This window comes from Nocardia sp. NPDC004068, assembly GCF_042874315.1.
In the GTDB taxonomy this organism is placed as follows: domain Bacteria; phylum Actinomycetota; class Actinomycetes; order Mycobacteriales; family Mycobacteriaceae; genus Nocardia.
Window position 1 is genome coordinate 227,797 of the sequence record NZ_JBIAMW010000009.1, and the last position, 22,197, is coordinate 249,993.

Annotated in this window: 22 protein-coding genes; 8 read left to right on the plus strand and 14 right to left on the minus strand. The window is 71.0% G+C overall.

Features of this window, described 5'->3' with window-relative positions:
• Positions 1 to 113 precede the first annotated feature (113 nt).
• Together ACFYTQ_RS23815 and ACFYTQ_RS23820 are read left to right on the plus strand one after the other, a co-directional pair.
• Positions 114 to 1,496, plus strand: coding sequence for a cation:proton antiporter (locus tag ACFYTQ_RS23815; protein ID WP_387364882.1), 1,383 nt, complete (start codon positions 114 to 116; stop codon positions 1,494 to 1,496).
• Positions 1,497 to 1,559: 63 nt separating this feature from the next.
• Complete coding sequence (locus tag ACFYTQ_RS23820) at positions 1,560 to 1,685, plus strand: hypothetical protein (RefSeq protein WP_387364885.1); 126 nt, start codon at positions 1,560 to 1,562, stop codon at positions 1,683 to 1,685.
• On the opposite strand, the gene ACFYTQ_RS23825 is transcribed toward ACFYTQ_RS23820, so the two are convergent.
• The 3 genes from ACFYTQ_RS23825 to ACFYTQ_RS23835 all read right to left on the minus strand — a co-directional run bounded on the left by ACFYTQ_RS23825 (position 1,673) and on the right by ACFYTQ_RS23835 (position 5,015).
• Entirely contained in the window at positions 1,673 to 2,566 is an 894-nt protein-coding gene (locus tag ACFYTQ_RS23825; RefSeq protein WP_387364888.1) for an alpha/beta fold hydrolase, read from the minus strand. The genes ACFYTQ_RS23820 and ACFYTQ_RS23825 overlap by 13 nt on opposite strands.
• Entirely contained in the window at positions 2,566 to 4,311 is a 1,746-nt protein-coding gene (locus ACFYTQ_RS23830; protein WP_387364891.1) for an amidohydrolase family protein, read from the minus strand. The genes ACFYTQ_RS23825 and ACFYTQ_RS23830 overlap by 1 nt, the downstream gene beginning before the upstream one ends.
• Positions 4,312 to 4,424: 113 nt before the next feature.
• Positions 4,425 to 5,015: an SRPBCC family protein gene (locus tag ACFYTQ_RS23835; RefSeq protein ID WP_387364894.1), complete on the minus strand. Its 591-nt coding sequence runs from the start codon at positions 5,013 to 5,015 to the stop codon at positions 4,425 to 4,427.
• A 108-nt stretch (positions 5,016 to 5,123) separates the two neighbouring features.
• Between ACFYTQ_RS23835 and ACFYTQ_RS23840 the strand changes: the two genes are divergently transcribed.
• Complete coding sequence (locus ACFYTQ_RS23840) at positions 5,124 to 5,744, plus strand: TetR/AcrR family transcriptional regulator (RefSeq protein ID WP_387364897.1); 621 nt, start codon at positions 5,124 to 5,126, stop codon at positions 5,742 to 5,744.
• A 3-nt stretch (positions 5,745 to 5,747) separates the two neighbouring features.
• On the opposite strand, the gene ACFYTQ_RS23845 is transcribed toward ACFYTQ_RS23840, so the two are convergent.
• Positions 5,748 to 6,830: a PQQ-dependent sugar dehydrogenase gene (locus ACFYTQ_RS23845; protein ID WP_387365419.1), complete on the minus strand. Its 1,083-nt coding sequence runs from the start codon at positions 6,828 to 6,830 to the stop codon at positions 5,748 to 5,750.
• 388 nt (positions 6,831 to 7,218) lie between these two features.
• On the opposite strand from ACFYTQ_RS23845, the gene ACFYTQ_RS23850 reads away from it, so the two are divergent.
• Entirely contained in the window at positions 7,219 to 7,476 is a 258-nt protein-coding gene (locus ACFYTQ_RS23850) for a hypothetical protein (RefSeq protein ID WP_387364899.1), read from the plus strand.
• 9 nt (positions 7,477 to 7,485) lie between these two features.
• Here the strand turns inward: ACFYTQ_RS23850 and ACFYTQ_RS23855 are convergent, their stop codons facing one another.
• The 9 genes from ACFYTQ_RS23855 to ACFYTQ_RS23895 are packed head-to-tail and all read right to left on the minus strand — an operon-like array spanning position 7,486 to position 17,242.
• The gene (locus tag ACFYTQ_RS23855; protein WP_387364902.1) at positions 7,486 to 7,905 is read right to left on the minus strand and encodes a CBS domain-containing protein; all 420 of its coding nucleotides are present in this window, start codon (positions 7,903 to 7,905) and stop codon (positions 7,486 to 7,488) included.
• A gap of 37 nt (positions 7,906 to 7,942) precedes the next feature.
• Positions 7,943 to 8,962: a ketopantoate reductase family protein gene (locus tag ACFYTQ_RS23860; protein ID WP_387364905.1), complete on the minus strand. Its 1,020-nt coding sequence runs from the start codon at positions 8,960 to 8,962 to the stop codon at positions 7,943 to 7,945.
• The gene (locus tag ACFYTQ_RS23865; protein ID WP_387364908.1) at positions 8,959 to 9,705 is read right to left on the minus strand and encodes a DUF1684 domain-containing protein; all 747 of its coding nucleotides are present in this window, start codon (positions 9,703 to 9,705) and stop codon (positions 8,959 to 8,961) included. The genes ACFYTQ_RS23860 and ACFYTQ_RS23865 overlap by 4 nt, the downstream gene beginning before the upstream one ends.
• Positions 9,702 to 11,345 carry a dipeptide ABC transporter ATP-binding protein gene (locus ACFYTQ_RS23870; RefSeq protein ID WP_387364911.1) on the minus strand — a complete coding sequence of 548 codons (1,644 nt, stop codon included), beginning with the start codon at positions 11,343 to 11,345 and terminating at the stop codon, positions 9,702 to 9,704. Before ACFYTQ_RS23870 ends, ACFYTQ_RS23865 begins: the two co-directional genes overlap by 4 nt.
• Complete coding sequence (locus ACFYTQ_RS23875; RefSeq protein ID WP_387364914.1) at positions 11,342 to 12,229, minus strand: ABC transporter permease; 888 nt, start codon at positions 12,227 to 12,229, stop codon at positions 11,342 to 11,344. The genes ACFYTQ_RS23870 and ACFYTQ_RS23875 overlap by 4 nt, the downstream gene beginning before the upstream one ends.
• Position 12,230: 1 nt before the next feature.
• Positions 12,231 to 13,187, minus strand: coding sequence for an ABC transporter permease (locus ACFYTQ_RS23880; RefSeq protein ID WP_387364917.1), 957 nt, complete (start codon positions 13,185 to 13,187; stop codon positions 12,231 to 12,233).
• Complete coding sequence (locus ACFYTQ_RS23885; RefSeq protein ID WP_387364920.1) at positions 13,184 to 14,851, minus strand: ABC transporter substrate-binding protein; 1,668 nt, start codon at positions 14,849 to 14,851, stop codon at positions 13,184 to 13,186. The genes ACFYTQ_RS23880 and ACFYTQ_RS23885 overlap by 4 nt, the downstream gene beginning before the upstream one ends.
• 43 nt (positions 14,852 to 14,894) lie before the next feature.
• Complete coding sequence (locus ACFYTQ_RS23890) at positions 14,895 to 16,058, minus strand: acyl-CoA dehydrogenase family protein (RefSeq protein WP_387364923.1); 1,164 nt, start codon at positions 16,056 to 16,058, stop codon at positions 14,895 to 14,897.
• Positions 16,055 to 17,242 carry an LLM class flavin-dependent oxidoreductase gene (locus ACFYTQ_RS23895; RefSeq protein WP_387364926.1) on the minus strand — a complete coding sequence of 396 codons (1,188 nt, stop codon included), beginning with the start codon at positions 17,240 to 17,242 and terminating at the stop codon, positions 16,055 to 16,057. The genes ACFYTQ_RS23890 and ACFYTQ_RS23895 overlap by 4 nt, the downstream gene beginning before the upstream one ends.
• A 192-nt stretch (positions 17,243 to 17,434) precedes the next feature.
• Between ACFYTQ_RS23895 and ACFYTQ_RS23900 the strand changes: the two genes are divergently transcribed.
• Positions 17,435 to 18,313, plus strand: coding sequence for a LysR family transcriptional regulator (locus ACFYTQ_RS23900; protein WP_387364929.1), 879 nt, complete (start codon positions 17,435 to 17,437; stop codon positions 18,311 to 18,313).
• 26 nt (positions 18,314 to 18,339) lie between these two features.
• On the opposite strand, the gene ACFYTQ_RS23905 is transcribed toward ACFYTQ_RS23900, so the two are convergent.
• The gene (locus ACFYTQ_RS23905; protein ID WP_387364932.1) at positions 18,340 to 19,698 is read right to left on the minus strand and encodes an FAD-binding oxidoreductase; all 1,359 of its coding nucleotides are present in this window, start codon (positions 19,696 to 19,698) and stop codon (positions 18,340 to 18,342) included.
• 115 nt (positions 19,699 to 19,813) lie between these two features.
• Between ACFYTQ_RS23905 and ACFYTQ_RS23910 the strand changes: the two genes are divergently transcribed.
• Genes ACFYTQ_RS23910 through ACFYTQ_RS23920 form a run of 3 tightly spaced genes read left to right on the plus strand, consistent with a single transcriptional unit; the run spans position 19,814 to position 22,184 of the window.
• A complete protein-coding gene (locus ACFYTQ_RS23910; RefSeq protein ID WP_387364935.1) occupies positions 19,814 to 20,692 on the plus strand; it encodes a sulfurtransferase in 879 nt (292 codons plus the stop codon).
• Positions 20,689 to 21,756, plus strand: a complete 1,068-nt coding sequence (locus ACFYTQ_RS23915; RefSeq protein WP_387364938.1) for an LLM class flavin-dependent oxidoreductase — start codon at positions 20,689 to 20,691, stop codon at positions 21,754 to 21,756. Before ACFYTQ_RS23910 ends, ACFYTQ_RS23915 begins: the two co-directional genes overlap by 4 nt.
• Positions 21,753 to 22,184 carry a hypothetical protein gene (locus ACFYTQ_RS23920; RefSeq protein WP_387364941.1) on the plus strand — a complete coding sequence of 144 codons (432 nt, stop codon included), beginning with the start codon at positions 21,753 to 21,755 and terminating at the stop codon, positions 22,182 to 22,184. Before ACFYTQ_RS23915 ends, ACFYTQ_RS23920 begins: the two co-directional genes overlap by 4 nt.
• Positions 22,185 to 22,197 lie beyond the last annotated feature (13 nt).

Sequence of the window (22,197 nt, forward strand, 5' to 3'; positions counted from 1 at the left end):
TCATTCCCGCGAGTACCAACCGCCCTGTCCGCCTTCCGGTTTCGTGGCCGAGCGGGGCGCGCTATGGTGGCAGAACCGGCATTCCGGACGGACGCGCTGATCAGGGGGTACCCGTGAAACGCATACCTGCTGTGTATCTGTTGCTCGTGGGGGTTCCGGCGGTGGGGGCGGTGGGGTTGCTGGGGGTGATTTCGGCGGCGGGGCCGGAAGGTGGTGGGGCGGTGGGGGTTGCGGAGAATTCCGTATTGCGGCAGTTGCTGGTGGCGTTGACCGTGGTGGTGGGGGTGAGTGCGGTCGGGGGGATGGTTGCCGAAAAGCTCGGGCAGGCACGGGTTTTCGGGGAGTTGGTGGCGGGGTTGTTGTTGGGGCCGACGGCGTTGGGGGCGGTGGCGCCGGGGGTGCAGCAGTGGTTGTTTCCGAAAAACATTCTGCCGCATCTGGATTCGATGGCTCAGTTGGGTGTGGTGTTCTTCATGTTCCTGGTGGGCATGGAGGTGTCGCACGCGCATCTGCGGGAGGTGGGGGCGCGCAGCGCGGTGATCGGGCACGCGGCGATCGCGGTGCCGTTCCTGGGGGGTGTGGCGGCGGCGTGGTGGCTGTATCACAGCTATCCGCCCGCGCATCCGGGGATTCTGCCGTTCGCGCTGTTCGCGGGATTGTCGTTCGCCATTACGGCGTTTCCGGTGCTGGCGCGCATACTCGACGAGCAGAATCTGCTGCCGACCCGGCTGGGCAATGTGGGGATCAGCGCGGCGGGCTTCTGCGATATCACGGCGTGGTGTCTGCTCGCCGTCGTCGTGACGATCGTGCATCATTCGGCGCTGCTGCCCACCCTCGGCGCGATCGGGATCGCGGTCGGGTTCACGGCCGTCATGCTGATCGTGGTGCGGCCCCTGCTCGAACGGGTGGTGGCTCGGGCCGAACGCGCCGCGACGCCGCCGATCGCGTTGTACGCCGGGCTGGTCTGCGTGGTCCTCGGTTCGGCATTGGTCACCGAGGCCATCGGCGTGCACGCCATCTTCGGCGCGTTCCTGGCCGGGGTGGTGATGCCGCGCGGTCCGGTCCTGGTGACCGAACTCGGCACCAAGCTCGAGGGCCTCACGCTGTGGGTGCTGCTGCCGCTGTTCTTCGTCTCGGTCGGCCTGCGCACCGACATCGGCAGCATCGCCACCGTCGCGGGCGTGGCCACCTGCGCCGCGATCATCGTGATCGCGACGACCACCAAATTCCTCGGCACCGGCGCGGCCGCCCTGCTGGTCGGCGAGACACGCCGCGACGCACTGGCCCTCGCCGTCATGATGAACTGCCGCGGTCTCACCGAACTCGTGGTCCTCAACCTCGGCAAACAACTCGGCCTGCTCAGCGACAAACTCTTCGCCATGTTCGTGATCATGGCGGTCGTCACCACCGGCATCACGGCGCCCGTGCTGCGTCGCGTCACCCGAAAGGTCCACGCGGACCAGCGGATTCCGCACGAAGCGGAATCCGCCCACTGAACCCGAGCGCGGATCGCTCCCCCGGGTACAGAATGGTCCCCTCACCCCTCCGAAGGAGACGACGTGCCCGCCCTCACCCTCACCGCCCTGCTGGGCCTGCTGACCGCTCTGCTGCTCCTGCGCGCCCTCGCCCCGGCCCGCACTCCCGCCCGGGTTCCCCACGCGCGGCGGCGAACTCAGCCCAGGTAGTCGAGGATCAGGCCGTTGACGGTGTCCGGGCACTCCAGGTGCAGGAAGTGTCCGGCCCCTTCCACCGCGACGACCACGCTGCCGTCGGGGAGCCGGTCGGCGACGGTGTCGAACAGGCCGGGCCGTAGACAACCGTCGGTGGTCCCGTACAACTGGAGGATCGGCGACCGCGGCGGCGCCATCAGGAAGCGGTCGAGTTCGCGGCTGCGCGCCGACCGGGGACCACGGCGGACCAACTGCCGGTAGTAGTCGACGATCGCGGTGCGATGGGCGGGCGTGGGGGCGGATTCGGCGAGGTGGGCCAGATCCTCGCGCGCGTCGTACCCGGGAGACCAAGTGCGCCAGAGGAATTCGGTCATCGGCGTGAACAGCCGCTCGGGCACGGCGGGCACCTGGTTGGCGAGGATGTACCAGCTGTTGATCGACTGGGCCAGGGTGTTCAGCAGGTGCGGGACGAGCCGGTCGCGCGTGGGCGTCAGGGTCGCCAGGGGCGGGACCGCGAGGCTGACGACGGCCCGGAACGGCGACTCCGGCATGGCCGCGATCGCGGTCGCGGTGAACGCGCCCCAATCGTGCCCGATCACGACGGCCGAAGGGGCGCAGAGCTTTTCGGTGAGGTCGAGCGCGTCGGCGACCCGGGAACCGACCGACAGATCGCCGTCGGCGGGGATCGTCGAGGGCGCGTAACCCCGGGAGAACGGCGCGACGGCGTAATACCCCCGCTCGGCCAGCGCGGGCCCGAGATACCGCCAACTCCACGCGGTATCGGGGTAGCCGTGCAGGCACAGCGCCAGCGGCGCGCCGCGTTCCCCCCAGGTCAGGGCGGACACGGTGATATCGGTGAGCGGAACGACGAGCTCACCCGGGGCCACACCGACCACTACGCCTCCCCCGCCCGCAGGAATCGCCCGGTCCGCTCGCGCCCGACCACCGGTTCGGCCACCCCGTACCGGAACACCGGCCGTCCGCCCACCATCACCAGCGGAACCGTCGCGTCGTTGCGGTTCACCATGCGCGACAGCCCGCCGTATACCTCGATCGGCCGCTCGTGGTACTCGGTCAGCGAATCGTCCAGGCGCGCCGGGTCGACGACGAGCAGATCGGCCCGGTCCCCGATCCGTAGGTGCCCCGCATCGATCCCGTACCAGTCGGCGAGTTCCCCCGTGAGCCGCCGGACCACCGCCGCCACGCTCAGGAACGGCGTCCCCGCCCGCTCCGCGTCCCGAACGTGTTTGAGCAATCGCAGCCCGAAGTTGTAGAAGGACATGTTCCGCAGATGCGCCCCCGCGTCGGAGAACCCGATCTGCACCCCCGGGCAGCGCGCGAGCTTCCGCAACACCTCCGGCCGATGGTTGGAAATCGTTGTGCGCCAGCGTAATTTCTCGCCGTACTCGACGACCAGATCGAGGAACGCGTCCACCGGATGCAGCCCGCCCCGCTCGTCGGCGACCCGCCCGAACGACTTGCCGATCACCGACGTGTCGGGACATTCCACGATCTCGGCGTCGTAGAAGTCGCGATGCCAGACCCGCGGCCCGCGCCTGTCCTCGTAGTCGGCGCGGAAGCGGCGACGATAGTCGGGATCGGTCATCAGCGCGTTGCGCTCGATCTCGTCGGCGAGATGCAGCGCCGCCGCGCCCGAGCCGAACTCCTCGAACACCACCAGCGAGATGCCGTCGGCGTAGACCTCGAACGGCACCGGCAGATGCTGCCAGCGGAAGTCGCCGCCGAGCGCGTTGACCACACCCGCCAGCGGCGCCATCAGCGAGATCACGGCCGGATTGGACTTGATGTCGGCGGCCGAGAGCAGACTGGTCTTGAGCCGCCGCCGCCCGATGCCGAGCGACCCGAACACCTGCGAACCCACCGACAGTGGGTTGGAGATGTCCGGCCCGGTCTGCAACACCCGGCGCCGCCGCCGCAGAATCGCGTTGAGCCGCCGCTTCTCTCGCGCCGGGGCGTAGGTGGAGGGCAGCGTCCGCGAACGGCAGACCTCGCCGTCGATCTTGTCGAAGAGCAACTGCTGCGACGACATCCCCAGAAAGCCCGCGTCGAGCGCGTCCTCGAGCATGCGCTCCATCCGAAGTTGTTGCGCCCGAGTCGGTTTCACATCCGGCCGGGTGGCGCGCTCCAACCCGAGCACCGCGGCGCGCAGATCGGAATGCCCGATGAGGGCCGCGATATTGGGACCCAGCGGCCGATCCTCCAGCGCCCGCGCGTATTCGGCCGGGCCCGTCCAGGACCGGGCCGAATCCACCGCCGCCACGACGTGTTCGCGCGGAATCGCCTCCACCCGCCCGAACAGGTCGCCCGCGTCGGCCCCGTCGACGTACACCGTCGACAGCGAGCACGACCCGATGAGCACCGTGGTCACCCCGTGCCGCAACGACTCCGACAGCGACGGCCGCACCAGCGCCTCGATGTCGTAGTGGGTGTGGATGTCCACCATCCCCGGCAGCACCCACTGCCCGGCGGCGTCCACGACCTCCCGCGCGTCGGTCAGCGGCACCGCGCTCAGCGCCGCGACCCGCCCGTCCCGGATCCCGACGCTCCGCGCCACGGGCGGCGCACCCGTTCCGTCGTACAGCGTCCCGTTGTTGATGACGACATCGAACCCCGTGGCCATCTCGCCGCCCTTCCGTCCTACCGCACTTCGCACAGTAGGAAGAAACCGCCCGGGGCGGCGGGAATTCGGTGGATCCGCACCACTGACCGGAACAGACCCTGGCGCCCGGCGTCTCAGGCGTGTTCGGCGGCGGCGCGCAGGTCCGCGAGCCACGCCTCCAGTCCGGCCCCGAGGAACGCCGTGGAGGTCGGCACATCGGCCTCGACCTGCGCGCCGGTCCAGTTCTCCTCGGTCCGGACCAGGACGCCCTCGGCGGTCGGGGTGAAGGTCCAGACGTGGATGCCGCCGTCGATGTTCAGGCCGTCGCCGGTGGCGGGGCCGGACCAGCGCAGGCAGCGCCGCGGCTCGAGCTGCTGGACGGTGGAGGTGATGGACAGCGTGGTCGCCGGGGTGGTGGCGGTCGCCGGGGCCGGGGTGGTCCAGCGGAATCGCGAACCCGGTTGCAGCGCACCGGATTCCAGCCGCTGGGCGCTCGTGACGGGACGCTGCCAGGTCGGCCAGCGGTCGACGTCGGTTTGCAGATTCCAGATGACGTCGAGCGGGGCGTCGATCACGGCCTCGGTGCGGTAGTGGATGGGGGCGGCGGGGTCGATGCCTCGGCCCGCGCAGGTCACCGGTTGCGCCGCCGGGCCGCCCGCGGTGGCGGGGGCGGCGGTGAGAACCGTTGCGGCGAGGGCGATTCCGGCGAGGGCGAGGCGTTTCATCGGGACTCCTTGTTAGTGGCTGTTGCTTCAGTTAGAGGCTATAACTCTCGCTCGTTAGAGTCAATAGGAACAGTGATAACCTCTAACCAACAGGGAGAGGACAGGCCGATGACGACCGCGAGGACACCCCGCGAGCGCTACCGCGAGCAGATGCGCGCGGAGATCAAACAGCACGCACGGGATCAGATCGCGTCGTCGGGCGCGACGTCGTTGTCGCTCAACGCGATCGCCAAGCGGGTGGGCATGAGCGGGCCCGCCCTCTACCGCTACTTCGCCAGCCGGGACGAACTGATCACCGAGCTCGTGCGTGACGCGTATCGCGGCCTCGCGGACGCGGTGCGCGCGGCCTTCGATTCCGGCGCGGACGTGGCCGGTCTCGCCCACACCGTCCGCGATTGGGCGCTGCGCGACCCGCACCGCTACTTCCTGATCTACGGCACGCCCGTCCCCGGCTATCACGCTCCGCCGGACACCACCGCCATCTCCGACGAGATCATGACGGTTCTGCTCGCGGCCTACGAGCGGTTGCCCGTTCGGGCGGTCACCCCGTTCGCCGAACACCTCGGGGGCGCACCGGAATCGGCCGTCGTCCGGCACCGGGCCCTGTCGTTCTGGACGCGGGTCCACGGCGTCCTGTCCCTGGAGTTGGCGGGGCACTTCGCCGGGATGGACTTCGATCCGGCCCTGCTGTTCGACGCGGAGGTGCGGACGCTGATCGGCGAGGGGTGACCGTCAGCGCGCGGGGAAGCGGAGGACGCGGTCGTCGCCCGGCCGCGGGTCGCCGCGCCCGTCGATGTTGGATGTCGTCACCCAGAGCGCTCCGTCGGGTGCTACGGCGACCGTGCGGAGCCGACCACGGTCGCGCAGCCGCGCCTCGGGGGTGCCGAGCGTGCCGTCCCGCAGCGGGACGATCCACAGTCGTTCGCCGCGTAATGCGGCCATGTACAAGGTGTTTCCGGCGATGGCGATTCCGGACGGCGACGCCTCCCGCGTGGTCCAGGTCAGCAGCGGATCGCGGTAACCCATTCCCTGGCCGCCCGTACCCTCGACGGTAGGCCAGCCGTAGTTGCCGCCCGGCTCGATCAGGTTGATCTCGTCGAACCGGTTCTGTCCGAACTCGGCGGCGTACAGCCGACCGGCCGCGTCCCACGCCAGTCCCTGCACATTCCGGTGCCCGAGTGAGTACACCGGCGACCCCGGGGTCGGATTTCCGGGCGCGGGTTGGCCCTCGGGCGTCAATCGCAGAATCTTCCCGTTCGGACTCGCCGGATCCTGCGCCCGCGCCGACTCCCCCGCATCCCCCGTCCCCACGTACAACATCCCATCGGGCCCGAAGGCGATCCGGCCGCCATTGTGGTTGTCGCCCTTGGCGATTCCCGCGAACACGACCTCCGGCGACCCACCGTCGCGGAACCGCACGATCCGATTGTCCCCCTCGGCGGTGAGATACGCGTACACCCACCGATCCTCGGCATACGTCGGCGACACCGCCAACCCCAGCAACCCGCCCTCACCCCGCGCCACCACGCCCGGCACCTGGTAGAACCGCTCGCTCGGCGCGCCCGGCGAAAGACGAAGCACCACACCGGAATTCCGCTCTGCCACCAGCACCGGCCCGTCCGGCACGAACGCCAACCCCCACGGCACCCGAATATCGCGCGCCCGTTCCTCGACCGCCCCGAGATCCGAATCGCTTTGCGCCGTCGTCCCGACCGCCGACGGTCCGCCACCCCGCTCCCCGCCGCACGCCGCCGCCCCGATCAGCAGCAGCGCGACCGACAGCCGGATCCACCGGCTCCTCAACCCGAGGCGCATGCCCATGCCCACCATCCTGCGTCCCACGCCCCGCTCCCGTCCGGGAAACCACCCGCGTCTCGAGAGCCCCCTGGGAAACCTCGTCGTAGGAATGAGAGCCCCCTGCCCGGGAACCGCCCGCACCTTGAGAGTTCCCTGCCCGAGAGACCCCGCCGCAGGAATACGAGCCCCCTGCCCGGGAACCTCGCCGGAGGAATACGACCCCTTGCCCGGGAACCTCGCCGGAGGGATACGAGCCCCTGCCCGGGAACCTCGCCGGAGGGATACGAGCCCCTGCCCGGGAACCTCGCCGGAGGGATTCGCCCCCCTGCCCGGGAAACCCTCGCCGCAGGAATTGGGGGCGGTCTCGACTGGTCACAATCGGCGATTCGGCTGCGATGATCGGGGCATGATCATCAGGAATATCACCGCGGCCGGAATGCTCTGTGCCGCATCCCTTCTCGTCGCCGCACCGATGGCCCACGCCGACTCGGGCAGTTCCTCGCTCAGCGGCCCCTATTCACTGAGCGGGCAGATCAATGTGGGTTGCATCGTCGCACAGTTGGAGACGCTGTCGGGCGCCCCGTCGCCGGGTGCGGGCTGTATTCCGGCGACCATCCCGACGAACCGCGCTGACGACGGCGTGGGCGAGCTGGCGCTGCCCTGATCGGGCCGGTCAGGCGTTACCGCGTGCGGCGCTGATGTCGGCGAGCGCGGAGCCGGAGTCCTTCTCGATGGCCGCGTCACCGATCGAGAGGACCCCGACCGCGCGGCCGCCGTCCACGACCGGAATGCGTCGCACGGAGTTCTTCCGCATCCGCGCGACCACGCTGTCGACATCCTCATCGGGCGCGGCGGTGACCAGCTCCCCGCTGCACACGTCCCGCAACGACGTATCCGACAGATCGTCATGCTCGGCCAGACCACGCACCACGAGATCACGATCGGTCACGATCCCCCGCACCGCATGACCGTCCACAACGAGCACCGCCCCGATATCCCGCTCCCGCATCGCCCGCGCCGCCTGCCGCACGGGCGTATCCGACGCCAAGGTCACGGGGTCGGCCGCCATGAGATCACGCACGTACTGAACCATGGGAATCCTCCTGTTTCGAGTCGCTTACCCATGGCGGCTACCCGCGAGCGAGGGCGGTACTCGCGGCGAGATCGATCGACTCCAGCAGCTCCCCCAGCCCGTCCAGTTCTACCCCGGACCCACGCCCCAGAATCCGCTGCAACCCCGAATTCAGTGGGGCCGCAACACCATTCAGCCGAGCCAGGAGGGCGATCTCGCCGTTGAGGTAGTCGACCTCGTGTCCGGCGCCGCGGGCGAAGCTCTGCCAGGTCGAGGATTGGCCCGCGGTCACTCCTGCTCGGTCGCTCAGATGCTGTTGGGTGGGGTCGAGGATGAGGGACTTGCGGTCCAAATACGCGAGACCGGCGGCGTCGAGAACCGTGCGGGCCTCGGAGATCAAAGCGGCGCTCAGGGTTTGCTTGTCGGTCGTCGGTCCGGCGAGGACGGCTACGCCGTTGGTGACGCTGATGAGGAGTTTGGTCGCCTTGTAGGGGGCGATGTCGGGGACCTCTCGTACGAGGAGGTCGAGGGCGCGCAGGTCGGCGGCGACGGGTTCGGCCAGGGATGGCGCGCGGTCGCCGGAGGCGGGGCCGATGATGACGCTGCCGAGGTGGGGGTGGCCGCCTACCCGGACCTCGCCGAGATCGGTGTAGCGGGCCGAGATCAGGAAGACCGCGCCGAGGACCGTGGCGAACCAGCGGGCGGCGGAGCGTTCGGCGTCCAGGCCGTTCTGGACGGTGACGAGCGGGATCAGGTCGGCCGCCACGCCGGCCTCGGCGCCCCGCTCGTCCCGGACGGGCTGCCAGGCCAGTGCCGGGAGCACGCCGTGCAGGTCCTGGGTCTTGACCGTGACCACGAGGACGTCCCCGACCCGCAGACCGAGGTCCCCGGACAGCGCCGCCACGGGGACCCGGATCGCGCGCGAGGCGGTGTGCGTGTGATACCACAACGGTTGGCGCGCAAGGTGTTCCAGCGCCGCGCCGCGGGCCAGCAGCAGCGCGTCCTCGCCGCGTTCGGTGAGCTCCGCGGCCAGGGTCGCGCCGATCGCCCCGGCGCCCACGATCACGTACCGGGTCATCGATGCGACTCCGTCCCACGGCGCGGCCGGGTCTCGCCCGCCCGGATGGGCACGGTCAGGCGGTTGCCCGGCGGGGGCAGCGGGCACAGGTAGTGGTCGCTGAACGCGCACGGCGGCAGGTGGGCGCGATTGAAGTCGAGCTCGACATTGCCGTCCGCGTCGGGCGGGGCGACGGTCAGGAACCGGAAGCGGTCGGTCTCGACGCCGTTGGTGACGTCGGCGAAGGTGATCTGCGCCCCGCCGTCCGGGGTCCGCGCGCCCGCCAGCACGACCGTGTCCCCGCCGAGCGAAACCCGCACGCGCGCAGCCGAATTCTCGCTCACGAACCCGTCGATGTGCGTCAGCCGCAGCGTCTCCGGATCGGTCTCGAACGTCCCCGTCAGCACCCACGCCGGGTCGGGATCGAAGGCGTCGATGCCGAGCAGACCGGTCCGGGTCGGCGCCTGCGGATCGAACACCCGCACCGCCACCCGGCCGTCGCGAATCAGCGCCCGCAGCAACAACTCTCGGTGCGGATGCGCCTCCCCGGGCGCGAGTTCGACGTGGAATCCCGGCCCGTCGCCGACGGCCCGGCCCGCGCGGGCGACCCACGTCCCGGGAACGCCGTCGACGGCCACCGGGGTGTCGTCGAGCCAGTGCGTTCCGGTGAGTGCGGCCGTCCCGTGCCTGCCGGTCGCCAGTGCGACGCGCTCGGCGTGCCAGCGCTGCCAGTCGGTCAGCCAGGTTTCGACGGAGGCGGTCATGTCAGGGCCCTTTCGGTTCGGTGCGCGCGGGTGCGACGGCCGGGGACGGCCGCCAGCAGCCGCCGCGTGTGGTCGGCCGCGGGTGCGCGGAAAATGGTTGCGGTGGCGCCGGATTCGACGATTCTGCCGTGCTCGAAGACCGAGACGCTGTGCGCGATCCGGGCCACCACCGCCAGATCGTGCGAGACGAACAGATACGCCAGCCCGAGCCGCTGCTGGAGGTCGGTGAGCAGGTCCAGGATCTGGTCCTGCACCGACACGTCCAGCGCCGACACCGGTTCGTCGAGCAGCACCACCTCCGGTCGCGGGGCCAGCGCGCGGGCGATGGCCACCCGCTGCCGCTGCCCGCCGGACAGTTCGGCGGGCAACCGGTCCAGGAACGTGCGCGGCAACGCCACCTGGTCGAGCAGTTCCGCCGCGCGCGCCCGGCGCTCGGCGCGGTCGCCGATCCCGAACGACACCAGCGGCTCGATGACGCTCTCCCGCACCGTGAATCGCGGATCCAGCGCCGCGAACGGATTCTGGTGCACCAGCTGGAACCGCCGCCGCAACGGCCGCACCCGCCGCCAGGACAACCCGGTGATGTCGGTGCCGTCGAACCGCACGGTCCCACTGGTCGGCGGGGTGAGACCCATGGCGATCCGCAACGCGGTCGTCTTCCCCGAGCCGGACTCCCCGACCACGGCGTGGGTACGGCCCGGCGCGACCCGCAGGGACACCCGATCCACCGCCGTCACCCGTTCACCGCGCCGCCCCCGGGAGCGGAATTCCTTTGTCACGCAATCGAGTTCGAGGATCGGCCGGACCTCCTCCCCGGCATCGGGCGGTGGCTCGAAACGCGGCCGGAGCACGCCGCCGTGCGCGAGCGCGGGGGCGGCGGCGATCAGCCGCCGGGTGTAGGCGTTGTCCGAATCCGCGAGAATCTCGGTGGGCGTGCCGGATTCGACGACGCGCCCCTGCCGCATCACCACGACCCGGTCGGCGCGGTCGGCGGCGACGGCGAGATCGTGGGTGATGATGAGCAGCGCGGTCCCGGTCTCGCGCACCAGCGATTCGAGGTGATCGAGAATGCGGGCCTGCACGGTCACGTCCAGCGCGCTGGTGGGTTCGTCGGCGATGAGCAGATCCGGCTTCCCGGCCAGCGCGATCGCGATCAGCACCCGTTGGCGTTGCCCGCCCGACAGTTCGTGCGGGTACCGGTGCACGCGATGTTCCGGATCGTCGAGCCCGGCCGCGCGCAGGATGTCGAGCGTCTCCCGCGCCACGTCGGGCCCGCGCACCCCGCGCAGCCGCACCGCCTCGGCCACCTGCGCGCCGATCCGCTGCGTCGGATTCAACCCGACCATCGGATCCTGCGGGATCAATCCCACCCGCGAGCCGCGCAGCGAACGCACGAGTTTCTCGGGCGCGCCGACGATCTCGGTGCCGCCGACCCGGATCGAACCGCCCGTGACGCGCCCGCTCTCGGGCAGCAGCCCGATGATCGCGTGCGCGGTGGTGGACTTGCCCGACCCGGATTCGCCGACCAGCGCGACGATCTCGCCCGCCCGCACCCGCAGATCCACGTCGGTGATCGCCGGAACGACTTTGCCGTCGCGCAGGTAGCCGGCGGTCAGCCCGGTGATCTCCACGAGGGTCATCGCCGCACCTCCTGCACGGTCTTGGCGATGTGGTTGAGCGACAACACCGTCAGCACCACCACCGCGCCGGGCAGCAGCGACACCCACGGCGCGGTCACCAGATAGTTGCGCCCGCCCGCCACCAGCGACCCCCATTCCGCGCGCGGCGGCGCGGCCCCGAAGCCGAGGAAGCTGAGCGCGGCCACCGAGATGATCGCGGTCCCGAAGTCGAGCACCGCCAGACTCAGCACCGGCCCCCACGAATTCGGCAGGATGTGCCGCACGAGCACCCGCGGCCACGACGCGCCCCCGGCCCGCGCGGCCTCCACGTACGGCAGCGTCTTGATCCGCAGCACCTCCGCGCGGGTGGTGCGCGCGAACCCCGGGATCGTCGCGATACCGACGGCGATGGCGACCGGCACCGTGCCGAATCCGAGCGCGGTGACGATCGCCAGCGCCAGCAGCAGCCCCGGAATCGCCAGCTGCACATCGATGCCGCGCATGACGACGGCATCCACGCCGCCACCGAAGAATCCGGACACCACCCCGAACACCAGCCCCGCGCACAACGCGATGCCGATGGCCACGAGCGCGGCCTTCACCGTCAGATCCGAACCGTACAGGGTCCGCGCCCACAGATCGCGGCCCACCTCGTCGGTGCCGAAAAGGTGTGCGGCACTGGGCTTCCGGAGCCGTTCGGCGGGCGCGGTGGCATACGGGTCGCGCCCGGTGAACACCGTCGGCGCGAACGCCGCCACGATGACGAACGCCACGAACGCGCTCGCCAGCACGAAACCCGGCCGCCGCGCGAGCCGCGCCGCCCGCGTCCCGAACCGCCGTCGCCGCACCGGCGTGTCCTCCGGCACGGCCACCACGGTCTCGGCCGCGGTCACGGTCTGCACCATCTCAGTCCCCCTTCGCCGACGCGGTGTGGGTGATGCGCGGATCCAGCAGCGGATACAGCAGATCGATGACGAGATTGACCAGCACGAATCCGGCGGCGGCGAGGACCACGATCCCCTGCACCACCGGAACGTCCTTGGCCAGCACCGATTCCTGCGCCAATCGGCCGATCCCGTTGCGGTTGAACACCGTCTCCACCACGATCGCGCTGGTGACGGTGATCCCGACGAGCAGCCCGACAATGGTCAGCGCGGGCAGCGCGGCATTGCGGAACGCGTGCCGCAGCTGCACCTGCCCGCGGGAGAGCCCCTTGGCGCGGGCGGTCACGATGTACTGCTCCCCCAGCGTCTGCGCGAAACTGCGCCCGAGCACCTGGGCGAGCTGCGCGGCGGCGGGCAACGCCATCGTGATCACCGGCAGCACCAGGAACCGCCAGCCGCCCGCGCCCGCCGACGGCAGCCAACCCACCTCGAACGAGAAGTACTGGATCAACGCCAGTCCCACCAGGAAGCTCGGCACCGCGACCCCGAGCGCGGGCAGCCGGTCCAGCAGCAGCCGCAGCGGACGCACCCGGACGTAGGCCGCGAGATACGCCAGCCCCGTGCCCAGCACCACGGCCAGCAGTCCGGCGAGCGCGGACAGCGTCAGCGTGCCGCCGATCCGGTCCCCGATCAGCCGCGCGACCGGAACGTGCTTGGCGATGGAGGTGCCGAAGTCGCCGTGCAGCGCCCCGGTCAACGACGTCCAGTACTGGTCGAGTACGGGCCGGTCCAGCCCGTACTGCGCCTTGGCCGCCGCGAGCTGTTGCGGTGTGAGGGAATCGGTTTCGATACCCGCCGCGCCGAGCTGGATGGCGACCGGATCGCTGGGCAGCAGGTACAGCACCACGAAGGTGACGGTGAACGCCGCCCACAGCACCACCACCGCCTGCGCGATCCGGCCCGCGACATAGCCGATCACGGCTGGATCCAGACGCCGTGCAGATCGAGGAAGCTCTCGGAGGTGAACCGGAAACCGTTGACCTGATTGCGGATTCCCGCGTACTGCACCCGCTCGAACAGCGGAAAGGTGACACCCTCGTCGATCAGCGTGTTCTGCAAGCGGGCGTAGGCGTCCTGGCGCTGCGCCGGATCGGTGGCCCGCACCGCGCGGGTGAACAGCTCCGCCACCCGCGCCGCGGTCTCCGGCTGTTGCGCGTTGCGGGCCAGCGCCTTGGAGTTCGCGAGGGACTCCACCAGAATGTATTGCAGCGCACCGGGATCGGCGCGGGTGAAGTAGGTGCCGACGAGATCGTACTGGCCGCTGGCGATGACGCCCGCGCGCTCGGCCTGGGTGACGACCTTCAACCGCACCTCGACCCCGGCCTTGCGCAACTGATCCTGGAACAGTTCCGCGCCGACGCTGCTGGGCTCCACGATCAGGGTCAGCGTCAGCCGTTTGCCGTCCTTGGACCGGTACTGCTCGCCCGGCGCGAGCCGCCAGCCCGCCGTGTCCAGGATGCGCCCGGCCTCGGCCGGATCGTGGTTCAGCTTCGCCCGCTGCGACGCGTAGTACGGGGTGGTGCTGTCGAACGCGCCGCCGACGGTCGGATAGTCCGAGCCGAAAACCGTTGCGCCGAGCGAATTCACGTCCAGCGCGTGATACAGCGCCTGCCGCACCTGCCCGTCGGCGAGCGGCCTGCCGTCGGCGACGTTCGGGTAGAGGGTGTAGGAGACGCCGGGCAGCGACCGCGACCGCAGGTACGCGCCGGAGCGGGCGATCAGCGCGCGGTCCTCGACGGTGAACGGGTTACGTGGCCAGGCGATATCGATCTGCCCGCTGACCAGGTTGCCGGTCCGCACGCTGTCCTCGGCGACATAGCTGACCTGGATCTTGTCCAGGTAGGCGTCGCCGGTGTTCTTGTCCAGCGGCGACGGCCAGCGGTAGCCGGGGCGGCGGCTGAGCGTCACGCCCTGGCCCGGGGTGTAGTTGTCGAGGGTGAACGGGCCCGCCCCGGCGAGGCCGCCGAGGCAGCGCTGTTGCGGGGTGCGTTGCAGCGAGGCCGGTGAGAGCAGCGCCAGATTGGTGGTCGAGGTGGCTTGCAGGAACGACGAATTCGGTTGCGCGAAGCGGAATCTCACCGTCTTCGCGTCGATCACGTCGGCGCCTTGCAGACCCTGGATGTAGCTGGCGCCGTACGCGGTGCCGCCCGAGGCGCTCGCCAGGTCCAGGAACGCGTCGAAGTTCGCCTTGACCGCGGCGGCGTCCAGCGGCGCGCCGTCGGCGAAGGTGACGCCGTCGCGCAGGGTGAAGGTGTAGTCGCGGCCGTCGGGCCCGATCTGCCAGCCCGACGCCAGCCACGGCACGATCTCGCCGGTGTCCGGGTTCTGATCGGTGAGCGAGGCGGCGAAGTTGCGGATCAGCGTGCGGTGTTCGATCCAGTAGGTCTGGAACGGGTCGATGCAGGCGAAGGCCGCGTTGTCGGGGAAGAACGCCAGCCGCAGCGTACCGCCGGGGACCGGATCCTTACCCTCCCCGGTGGGGCCGCTGGCCTGATCGGATCCGCCGCAGGCCGCGGCCAGCAGGGTGAGCGCGGCAGCGAGGGCGGTGGCGGCGCGCCGCCGGAAACGGGTGGTGCTCGGCATGTTCGGGGTGATTCCTCTGTGGTGATGCGATGGGAGAGCCGGGTTATCCGAGGACCGCGCGGCCTGCGGCCAGCAGGGCGGAGTCCTCCTGCGGGGGATGCACCCGCACGCACAGCACGTCGCGCAGGTGTCGCTCCAGCGGGTGGTGCCGGGTCAGGGCGGCGTTGCCGAGGGCGGCCACGGCGGTCTCGACGGCGGCGATCACCGAGCGCGCGATGAGCGTCTTCACCAGCGAGAGCCGTTGCGCCCCGATGTCTTCGCCCGATTCCAGCCGGAGCAGGGTGCCGTGCAGGAGGGTTTCGGCCTGCACGATCTGCGCGTCGATCTCCCCGGCCACCGACCGGATGCGGTCGGTCTCGGCGATCGGGCGGCCCAGGGCGCTCGGCACGCGGGTGCGGGCGAACTCGGTGAAGGCGCGCCGGGCCGCCCGCGCCACGCCGACATAGAGGGCGACGTGCCCGAACGAGGTCGGTCCGCTGGCGGCGGCCGGGTCGCGGTAGACACCGTCCTGGAACGGGATCTCCAGGAAGTTCTCGTGCGGCACAACGACATTCGAGTACGTGACGTCGTGGGTGTTGGAGGCGCGCAGGCCGAGATGGTCCCAGGTGTCGTGCCAGGTGATGCCGTCGGCGTCGGCGGGCACGATGAGATGCCCGACCCGCGCGGGGGTCTCGTCGGTCATCGCCCACACCAGATGGAAGGCCAGGGCCGTGCCGCCGGTGGCGAAGCTCTTGCGGCCGTCGAGCACGAATCCGGTGGCGGTGCGGCGGGCCACGGTGGCGGGCAGGCCGCCGCGGGCGGGCGCGCCCAGTTCCGGTTCGGCGCGCACGACATTGAGCAGCGTCGGCCGTTCCGCCGAGCGGCGCAGCACCTCGGCGTACAGGTCCGCGGGCCAGTGCCCGGCGGCGGTCTGGGCCTGATGCGAGGCCAGGGTGTTGGCGGCGAGCAGCGCCACCGACGGATCGCCCTCGCCGAGCGCGGACAGGATCCGCGCCACCGCGCGGTGCGGCAGTTCGGGTCCGCCGTGGCGGGCGGCCACGGTCGCGGTCAGGTAGCCGCCGCGGTGCGCGGCCCACAGCCCGGCCTCCGGAATCGCCCCGCTGCGATCGTATTCCGCGGCGGTGGCGGCCACCTCGGCGGTGAGCCGGGTGAGGGCGTCGTCGGACAGGTCGGGGACGGTCGGCGGCCGCCCGGTCGTGGCGGTCACGCGCGGCCCGCCGCGACCAGGGCGCCGGGATGGTCGGCCTGGAGCGTGCCGCGGCGGCCGGTGGCCTTGCGGTGGGCCAGCTCCTGACGCACCAGCGGCAGCACGTACCGGCCGTAGTCGACGACGTCGTTGAGGGTGTCGTAGCCGCGGATCGAGACCAGGCTCGCGCCGAGGTCGATGTAGTCGACGATGGCCGCGGCCACCGTCTCGGGGCTGCCGACCAGCGCGGTCGACGCGCCCTGGGCGTTGGTGGCGGCGGCGGTGCGGGTCCACAGGGCACGGTCGTAAACCTCGCGGCGGCGAGCGAATTCCAGCGCGCGCTGGGAGCCGACGTTCTCGGGGACGTTCTTGTCGCGGCGGCGGTGCGCGCCGGATTCGAAGGTGCGGGCGATCCGCTCGACGTAGTCGCGGGCCTTCGCCCACGCCAGCTCGTCGGTGCGATCGATGATGGGGCGGAAGGTGACCCAGATGCGCGGCCGGTCCGCGCGCCCGGCCGCCGCCGCGATGCCGTGCACGCGGTCGATCTGAGATCTGATGTCCGCCAACGGTTCTCCCCAGAACGAGAAGATGTCGGCCCGCGCGCCGCCGATCTCGAAGGCCGCGTCGGACTGGCCGCCGATGGAGATGGGGATGGGTCCGGCGTGCGGCGGGAAGCCGGGACCGAAATCGTCGAAGCGGTAATGGGTTCCGGCGTGCGAGAACGGCGCGGTCTCGGTCCACGAGCGGCGCAGGATGTCGATGAATTCGCTGGTGCGCGAATATCTTTCGGCCTTGGTGAGGTAGTCGCCCTGGCGGGCCTGTTCGGCGTCGCTGCCGCCGGAGATCAGATGCACCACCGCGCGGCCCTCGGTCAGCTGATCCAGGGTGGCCAGCTGCTGGGCGGCGACGGTCGGGAACACCGTGTTCGGCCGGACGGCGACGATCGGCTTGAGCCGGTCGCTGAGCTGGCCGACGGCCGTGGCGAGCACGAACGAGTCGGGGGTGTTGGAGCCGTACGGGAGCAGCGTCAGATCGTAGCCGCCGTCCTCGAGGGCCCGCACGTAGCGGCGCAGGAACGGCAGATCGATGCCGCGGGTGGGGATCGGCTCGAGTTCGGTGGAGGCGTTGGTGTGAGTGAGGCTGATGAACTCGACATCCGCGGCGGCGGTCGTGGGCACCGTATCCGGTTCGGAATCGACGGCCATGGGGTTCCTCTCGGGCGGTGGGTCGCGGTTGGGTCGAATGGTAGGAAGACCACCGCACCTAAACCAGAGTTCGATTCAGCGTTTTCGATTCGTATCGCCGATAGCAACCGATCGCCGAATTGATCTGCACGCATTGCGATCTGGCAGATTCAAAGGGTATTTCGCGCGCGGGAAACATTGTTGACTCGCGTCATGGCGGATCCGCTGGACCTGACGCATCTCCGCACGCTGGTGGCGATCGCCGACACCGGCGGATTCCGGCGCGCCGCCGACGCGTTGCACGTGAGCCAGCCGACCATCAGTCAGCACATCCGGTTGCTCGAACGGCGGCTGAAACTGCCGCTGGTGGAAAAGGACGGGCGGAGTTCGCGTTTCACGGCCGATGGGGAACGGCTGGTGGTCGAGGCCCGGAAATTGCTCGCCGCGCACGATGAAATGCTCGCGCGATTCGCGCCGTCGGGGCCGCGGCGGATCACGGTGGGTTCCACCGAGCACGCGGCCGACGGGCTGCTGCCGGAACTGCTCGGCGTGCTGCGGGCGGCGTATCCGGACGCGTATCTGCATTTCCGGATCGACCGCTCCACCACATTGTCCGAGGCCGTCGGAAAGGGCGCCCTCGATCTCGCGGTCGTGCTGGGCGGCAACGGCGATCCCACGGGCGCGGAGGTCGGCGAACTCGACCTGCGCTGGGTGGCCGGGCCCGGCTGGCACCTCCCGCTGGTCCCCGGCCCCATCTCCCTGGTGGCCTTCGAGGAGCCCTGCGGCCTGCGCCGACGCGCCGTCCACCGCCTCACCGACCTCGGCTACGAGGTCGCGGTGACCGCCGAATCGGGCAACCTCGACGGCGTCCTCGCCGCCGCCAAGGCGGGCCTGGGCATCGCCCTGCTCCCCTTCCACACCGACATCCCCACGGGCATAACCGAAGTCCGCCCCCTCCCCACCATGGGCGCGATCGACGTCCGCCTCATCGCCCGCCGCGGCCTCACCCCCGCCATCGAATCCACCGCCGTCACCACCATCACGGCCTACTACCGCACCGTCACGGGCCGCCGGTTGCGCGGCGTGGCTTAGCCCCCGGCCCCGCGCGGCGTAACCGCCTACTGCCCCAAGGCTTTTCCGGGGTTGAACAATCCGGTGGGGTCCAGGGCGCGGCGGAGGGACAGTTGAACATCGAGGGCGTCGGGGCCGAGTTCGCGGGAGAGCCAGGCGCGCTTGAGGATTCCGATGCCGTGTTCGCCGGTGATGGTGCCGCCGAGGGCGAGGGCGGTGGCGAAGATCTCGTCGGCGGCGGTGGTGGCTCGGGTGTAGGCGGCGGGGTCGTCGGGGGGGACGACGATGATGGGGTGGAGGTTGCCGTCGCCCGCGTGGCCGAAGGTGTGGATGCGGGTGCTGTGGCGGGTGGCGATCTCGGTGATGCGGCGGACGGCCTCGGCGATGCGGGAGCGCGGGACCGCGATGTCCTCGATGAGGGTGCGGCCGTGTCGTTCCAGTGCGGGCAGGGCGGCGCGGCGCACGGCCAGCAGGGCGTCGGCGGCGGCCGGATCGGTGCCGACCTCGAGCCGGGAGGTCCAGTGCCGGAACGTGTCCGCGACAACCTCGGCCTCCGCGCGGGCGCCGTAACCGTCGGTCTGCGCGACAAGGAACGCGCCCGCCGCGCTCGCGGGCAGGCCGAGCAGATCCCGCGCCTCCCGCAGCGACGACTCGTCCAGGAGTTCCAGCATGGCCGGACGCACCCGCGCGGCGAGCACCCCGGCGGCTGCGGCGGCGGCCTGTTCGACATCGTCGAACCAGGCGGCCACCGTGACGGTATCGATCGGGATCGGCTGCAAACGGACGGTCGCCGCCACGATCACCCCGAGCGTGCCCTCGGACCCGGTGAACAGCCGCGTGATATCCAGCCCCGCAACGCCTTTCACGGTCCGGCGGCCGGTGTGCACCAGCCGCCCGTCCGCGAGCACGACACTCAACCCGAGCACCGCGTCCCCGGTCACCCCGTATTTCACGCATCGCAACCCGCCCGCGTTGGTCGCGATATTGCCGCCGATGGTGGAGATGGCGACGCTGGCGGGATCGGGGGTGTAGCGCAGGCCGTGCCGGGCGGCCTCGGCGTCGAGCACCGCGCCGCTGACCCCGGCCTCCACCACGGCCAGCTCGTCGGCGGGCGAGATCTCCAGAATCCGTTGCAGCCCGGACACATCCAGCACGAGCGTGCCCGCCCCCGCCGCAGCGCCCCCGGCGAGACCGCTGCCCGCGCCCCGCACCACCACCGACCAGCCCGCCCGCGCCGCCACCCGCACCGCGCGCCGCACATCCTCGACATCGGCCGCGCGCACCAACGCCTCCGGCGCGCCGACGGGCACGTACCCGGACCGGTCGATCCGCGCCGCCGCCGGAATGTCGCGGCCGAGCAGCACGGTCCCGGTGAACGCGCCGATCTCGGCCACCGACAGGGTCATCGGCCCATGGTCGCCCGAACCGGGCCGCCAGACCCGCATTGCGATCTCGGCGATTGCAACGATCCATTCCGGGCGGCGGATGTAGTTGCGTTCTTGCGGAGGAGAGGAGTCGCGAATGGCGTTCCGAGCAGACGCGTTCCGCGCGGACACCCTGATCACCGCCGAGGAGCTGGCCGCGCGGATCGCCGCCGCCGAACCGGTGACGATCGTGGACGTCCGCTGGCGGCTCGACCGGCCCGACGGCCGCGCCGATTACGCGGACGGGCACATCCCGGGCGCGGTCTACGCCGATCTGGACGGTGAGCTGTCCGACCACACGCGCGACGGCGAGGGCCGTCATCCGCTGCCGACCGGATCGGCGGTGCGGGCCGCCGCGCGCCGCTGGGGCGCGCGGACGGGCGTGCCGATCGTGGTGTACGACAACTGGAATCGCGCGGGTTCGGCCCGCGCCTGGTGGGTGCTGCGCGCCGCCGGAATCCGCGATGTGCGCATCCTCGACGGCGGCCTGACCGCCTGGACCGCCGCCGGATACGACCTGGCCACCGGCACGGAGACACCCGAACCCGGCGATATCGAGGTCACCGCCGAGGACCTGCACCACGGCGAACTGCCCACCCTGACCGCCGCCGAGGCGGCCGCGGTCCCCGAGCGCGGCGTCCTCGTCGACGCCCGCGCGCCGGAACGGTTCCGCGGCGAGGAAGAACCGGTCGACCCCGTCGCCGGGCACATTCCCGGCGCACGCAACGTCCCCAGCGGCGCGGTGCTCGACGACCACGGATTCTTCCGTCCCGCAACGGAATTGGAGGCGGTCTTCGCGCACGCCGGAATTCGCGACGCGCCGACCGTCGGCGTCTACTGCGGGTCCGGTGTCACCGCGGCCATCGATATCGCCGCGCTCACCGTGCTCGGCGTCGAGGCGGTCCTGTATCCGGGGTCGTGGTCGCAGTGGAGTTCGGATCCCGCCCGGCCGGTGGCGACGGGAGACGAGCGATGAGCGCCGAATTCCTCTGGTACATCCCGAATCAGGCCACCCCCGGCCATCGCGGCGACACCGTCACCGCCGATCACAACAGCCTCGACACGCTCACCGCGCAGGCGCGGGCGCTCGAGGAGTACGGCTGGAAGGGGGCGCTGCTCGGCACCGGATGGGGCCGCCCGGACACCTTCACCGTGGCGACGGCGCTGGCCGCGCGCACCACCACGTTCGAACCGTTGATCGCGATCCGCCCGGGCTACTGGCAGCCCGCCCAATTCGCCTCGGCGGCGGCCACTCTCGATCATCTCTCCGGCGGGCGGGTGCGGATCAATATCGTCTCCGGCAAGGACGACCTCGCCGCCTACGGCGCGGCCGAGGAGGACCAGGCCGACCGCTACGGGCGCACCGAGGAATTCCTACGGCTGGTGCGCAGGCTGTGGACCGAGCGGCACGTCACCCACCACGGAAATCATTACCGGATCGAGGATTCCACCGTGGTTCCCCGCGTCGTCGCCCGTCCGGGCCGTCCGCATCCCACGCTCTACTTCGGTGGGGCGTCCGCCGCCGCCGAACGGGTCGCGGCCGCGGTGGCGGATGTGCAGTTGTTCTGGGGTGAACCGCTCGCCGATGTCGCGGAGCGCATCTCGCGGCTGCGCGGACTGAGCGACCGGGTCGGGCGTGAGCTGCCCCCGCTGGAGTTCGGGCTGCGGGTCACCACGGTCGTGCGCGACACCGCCGACGAGGCGTGGGCGGTCGCCCGCGCCAAGGTCGCGGAGATGGCGAAAACCGCTGTGCGGCCGAGCGATCCGCATCATCGCGGCGCGGTCGGGCAACAGCGGCTCGAGGCGTTGAGCGAGCGCGGCGAGGTGCTCGACGACAATCTGTACACCGCGCCGGGCCGGTTCGGCGGGGGCGGGGCGGGGACGACGTGGCTGGTCGGGTCCGCCGAGGAGGTCGCGGCGTCGCTGCGCAAGTACGAGGATCTCGGGATCACGCATTTCGTATTGTCCGATACGCCGTATCTGGAGGAGCTGCGGCGGCAGGGCGAGCGGCTGCTGCCCTTGTTCGGGGTGGCGGTATGAGACTCGTCTTTGCTGGTATCGTCTGCGGCGCAACGCTTTTCGGGATGCCGATGGCGCACGCCGAACCGTTGACGCCCGATTACGCGCAGGCGCCGAACGGGACCGGCGCGGCCGCGGCGGTGACGCCCGCGTGGTCGCCGATCCAGCTCCCGCCCACCGAGGAGGAGACGCTGGACGGGACGACGACGATCGTCGCTCATCCGTATCTGTCGCCGTGGGTGCACGATCTCGTTCCGCTGCCCGCCGACGCGGGTGTGGAGGTCCTCGGCGCGGCACGGGTCTCGCTGCCGCTCGGGTCCGGTCGGACGTTGGTCGTGAATCCCAACGGCCACTGCGTCTTCGGTGCGCCCGCCACGCAAGCCCTGCCGCCGTTGCGGGTGGGCACCGGCGCGTTCGAACTCGTCATCGAGCCGAGTATCCGGCACTGACCCAGGAGTGGAT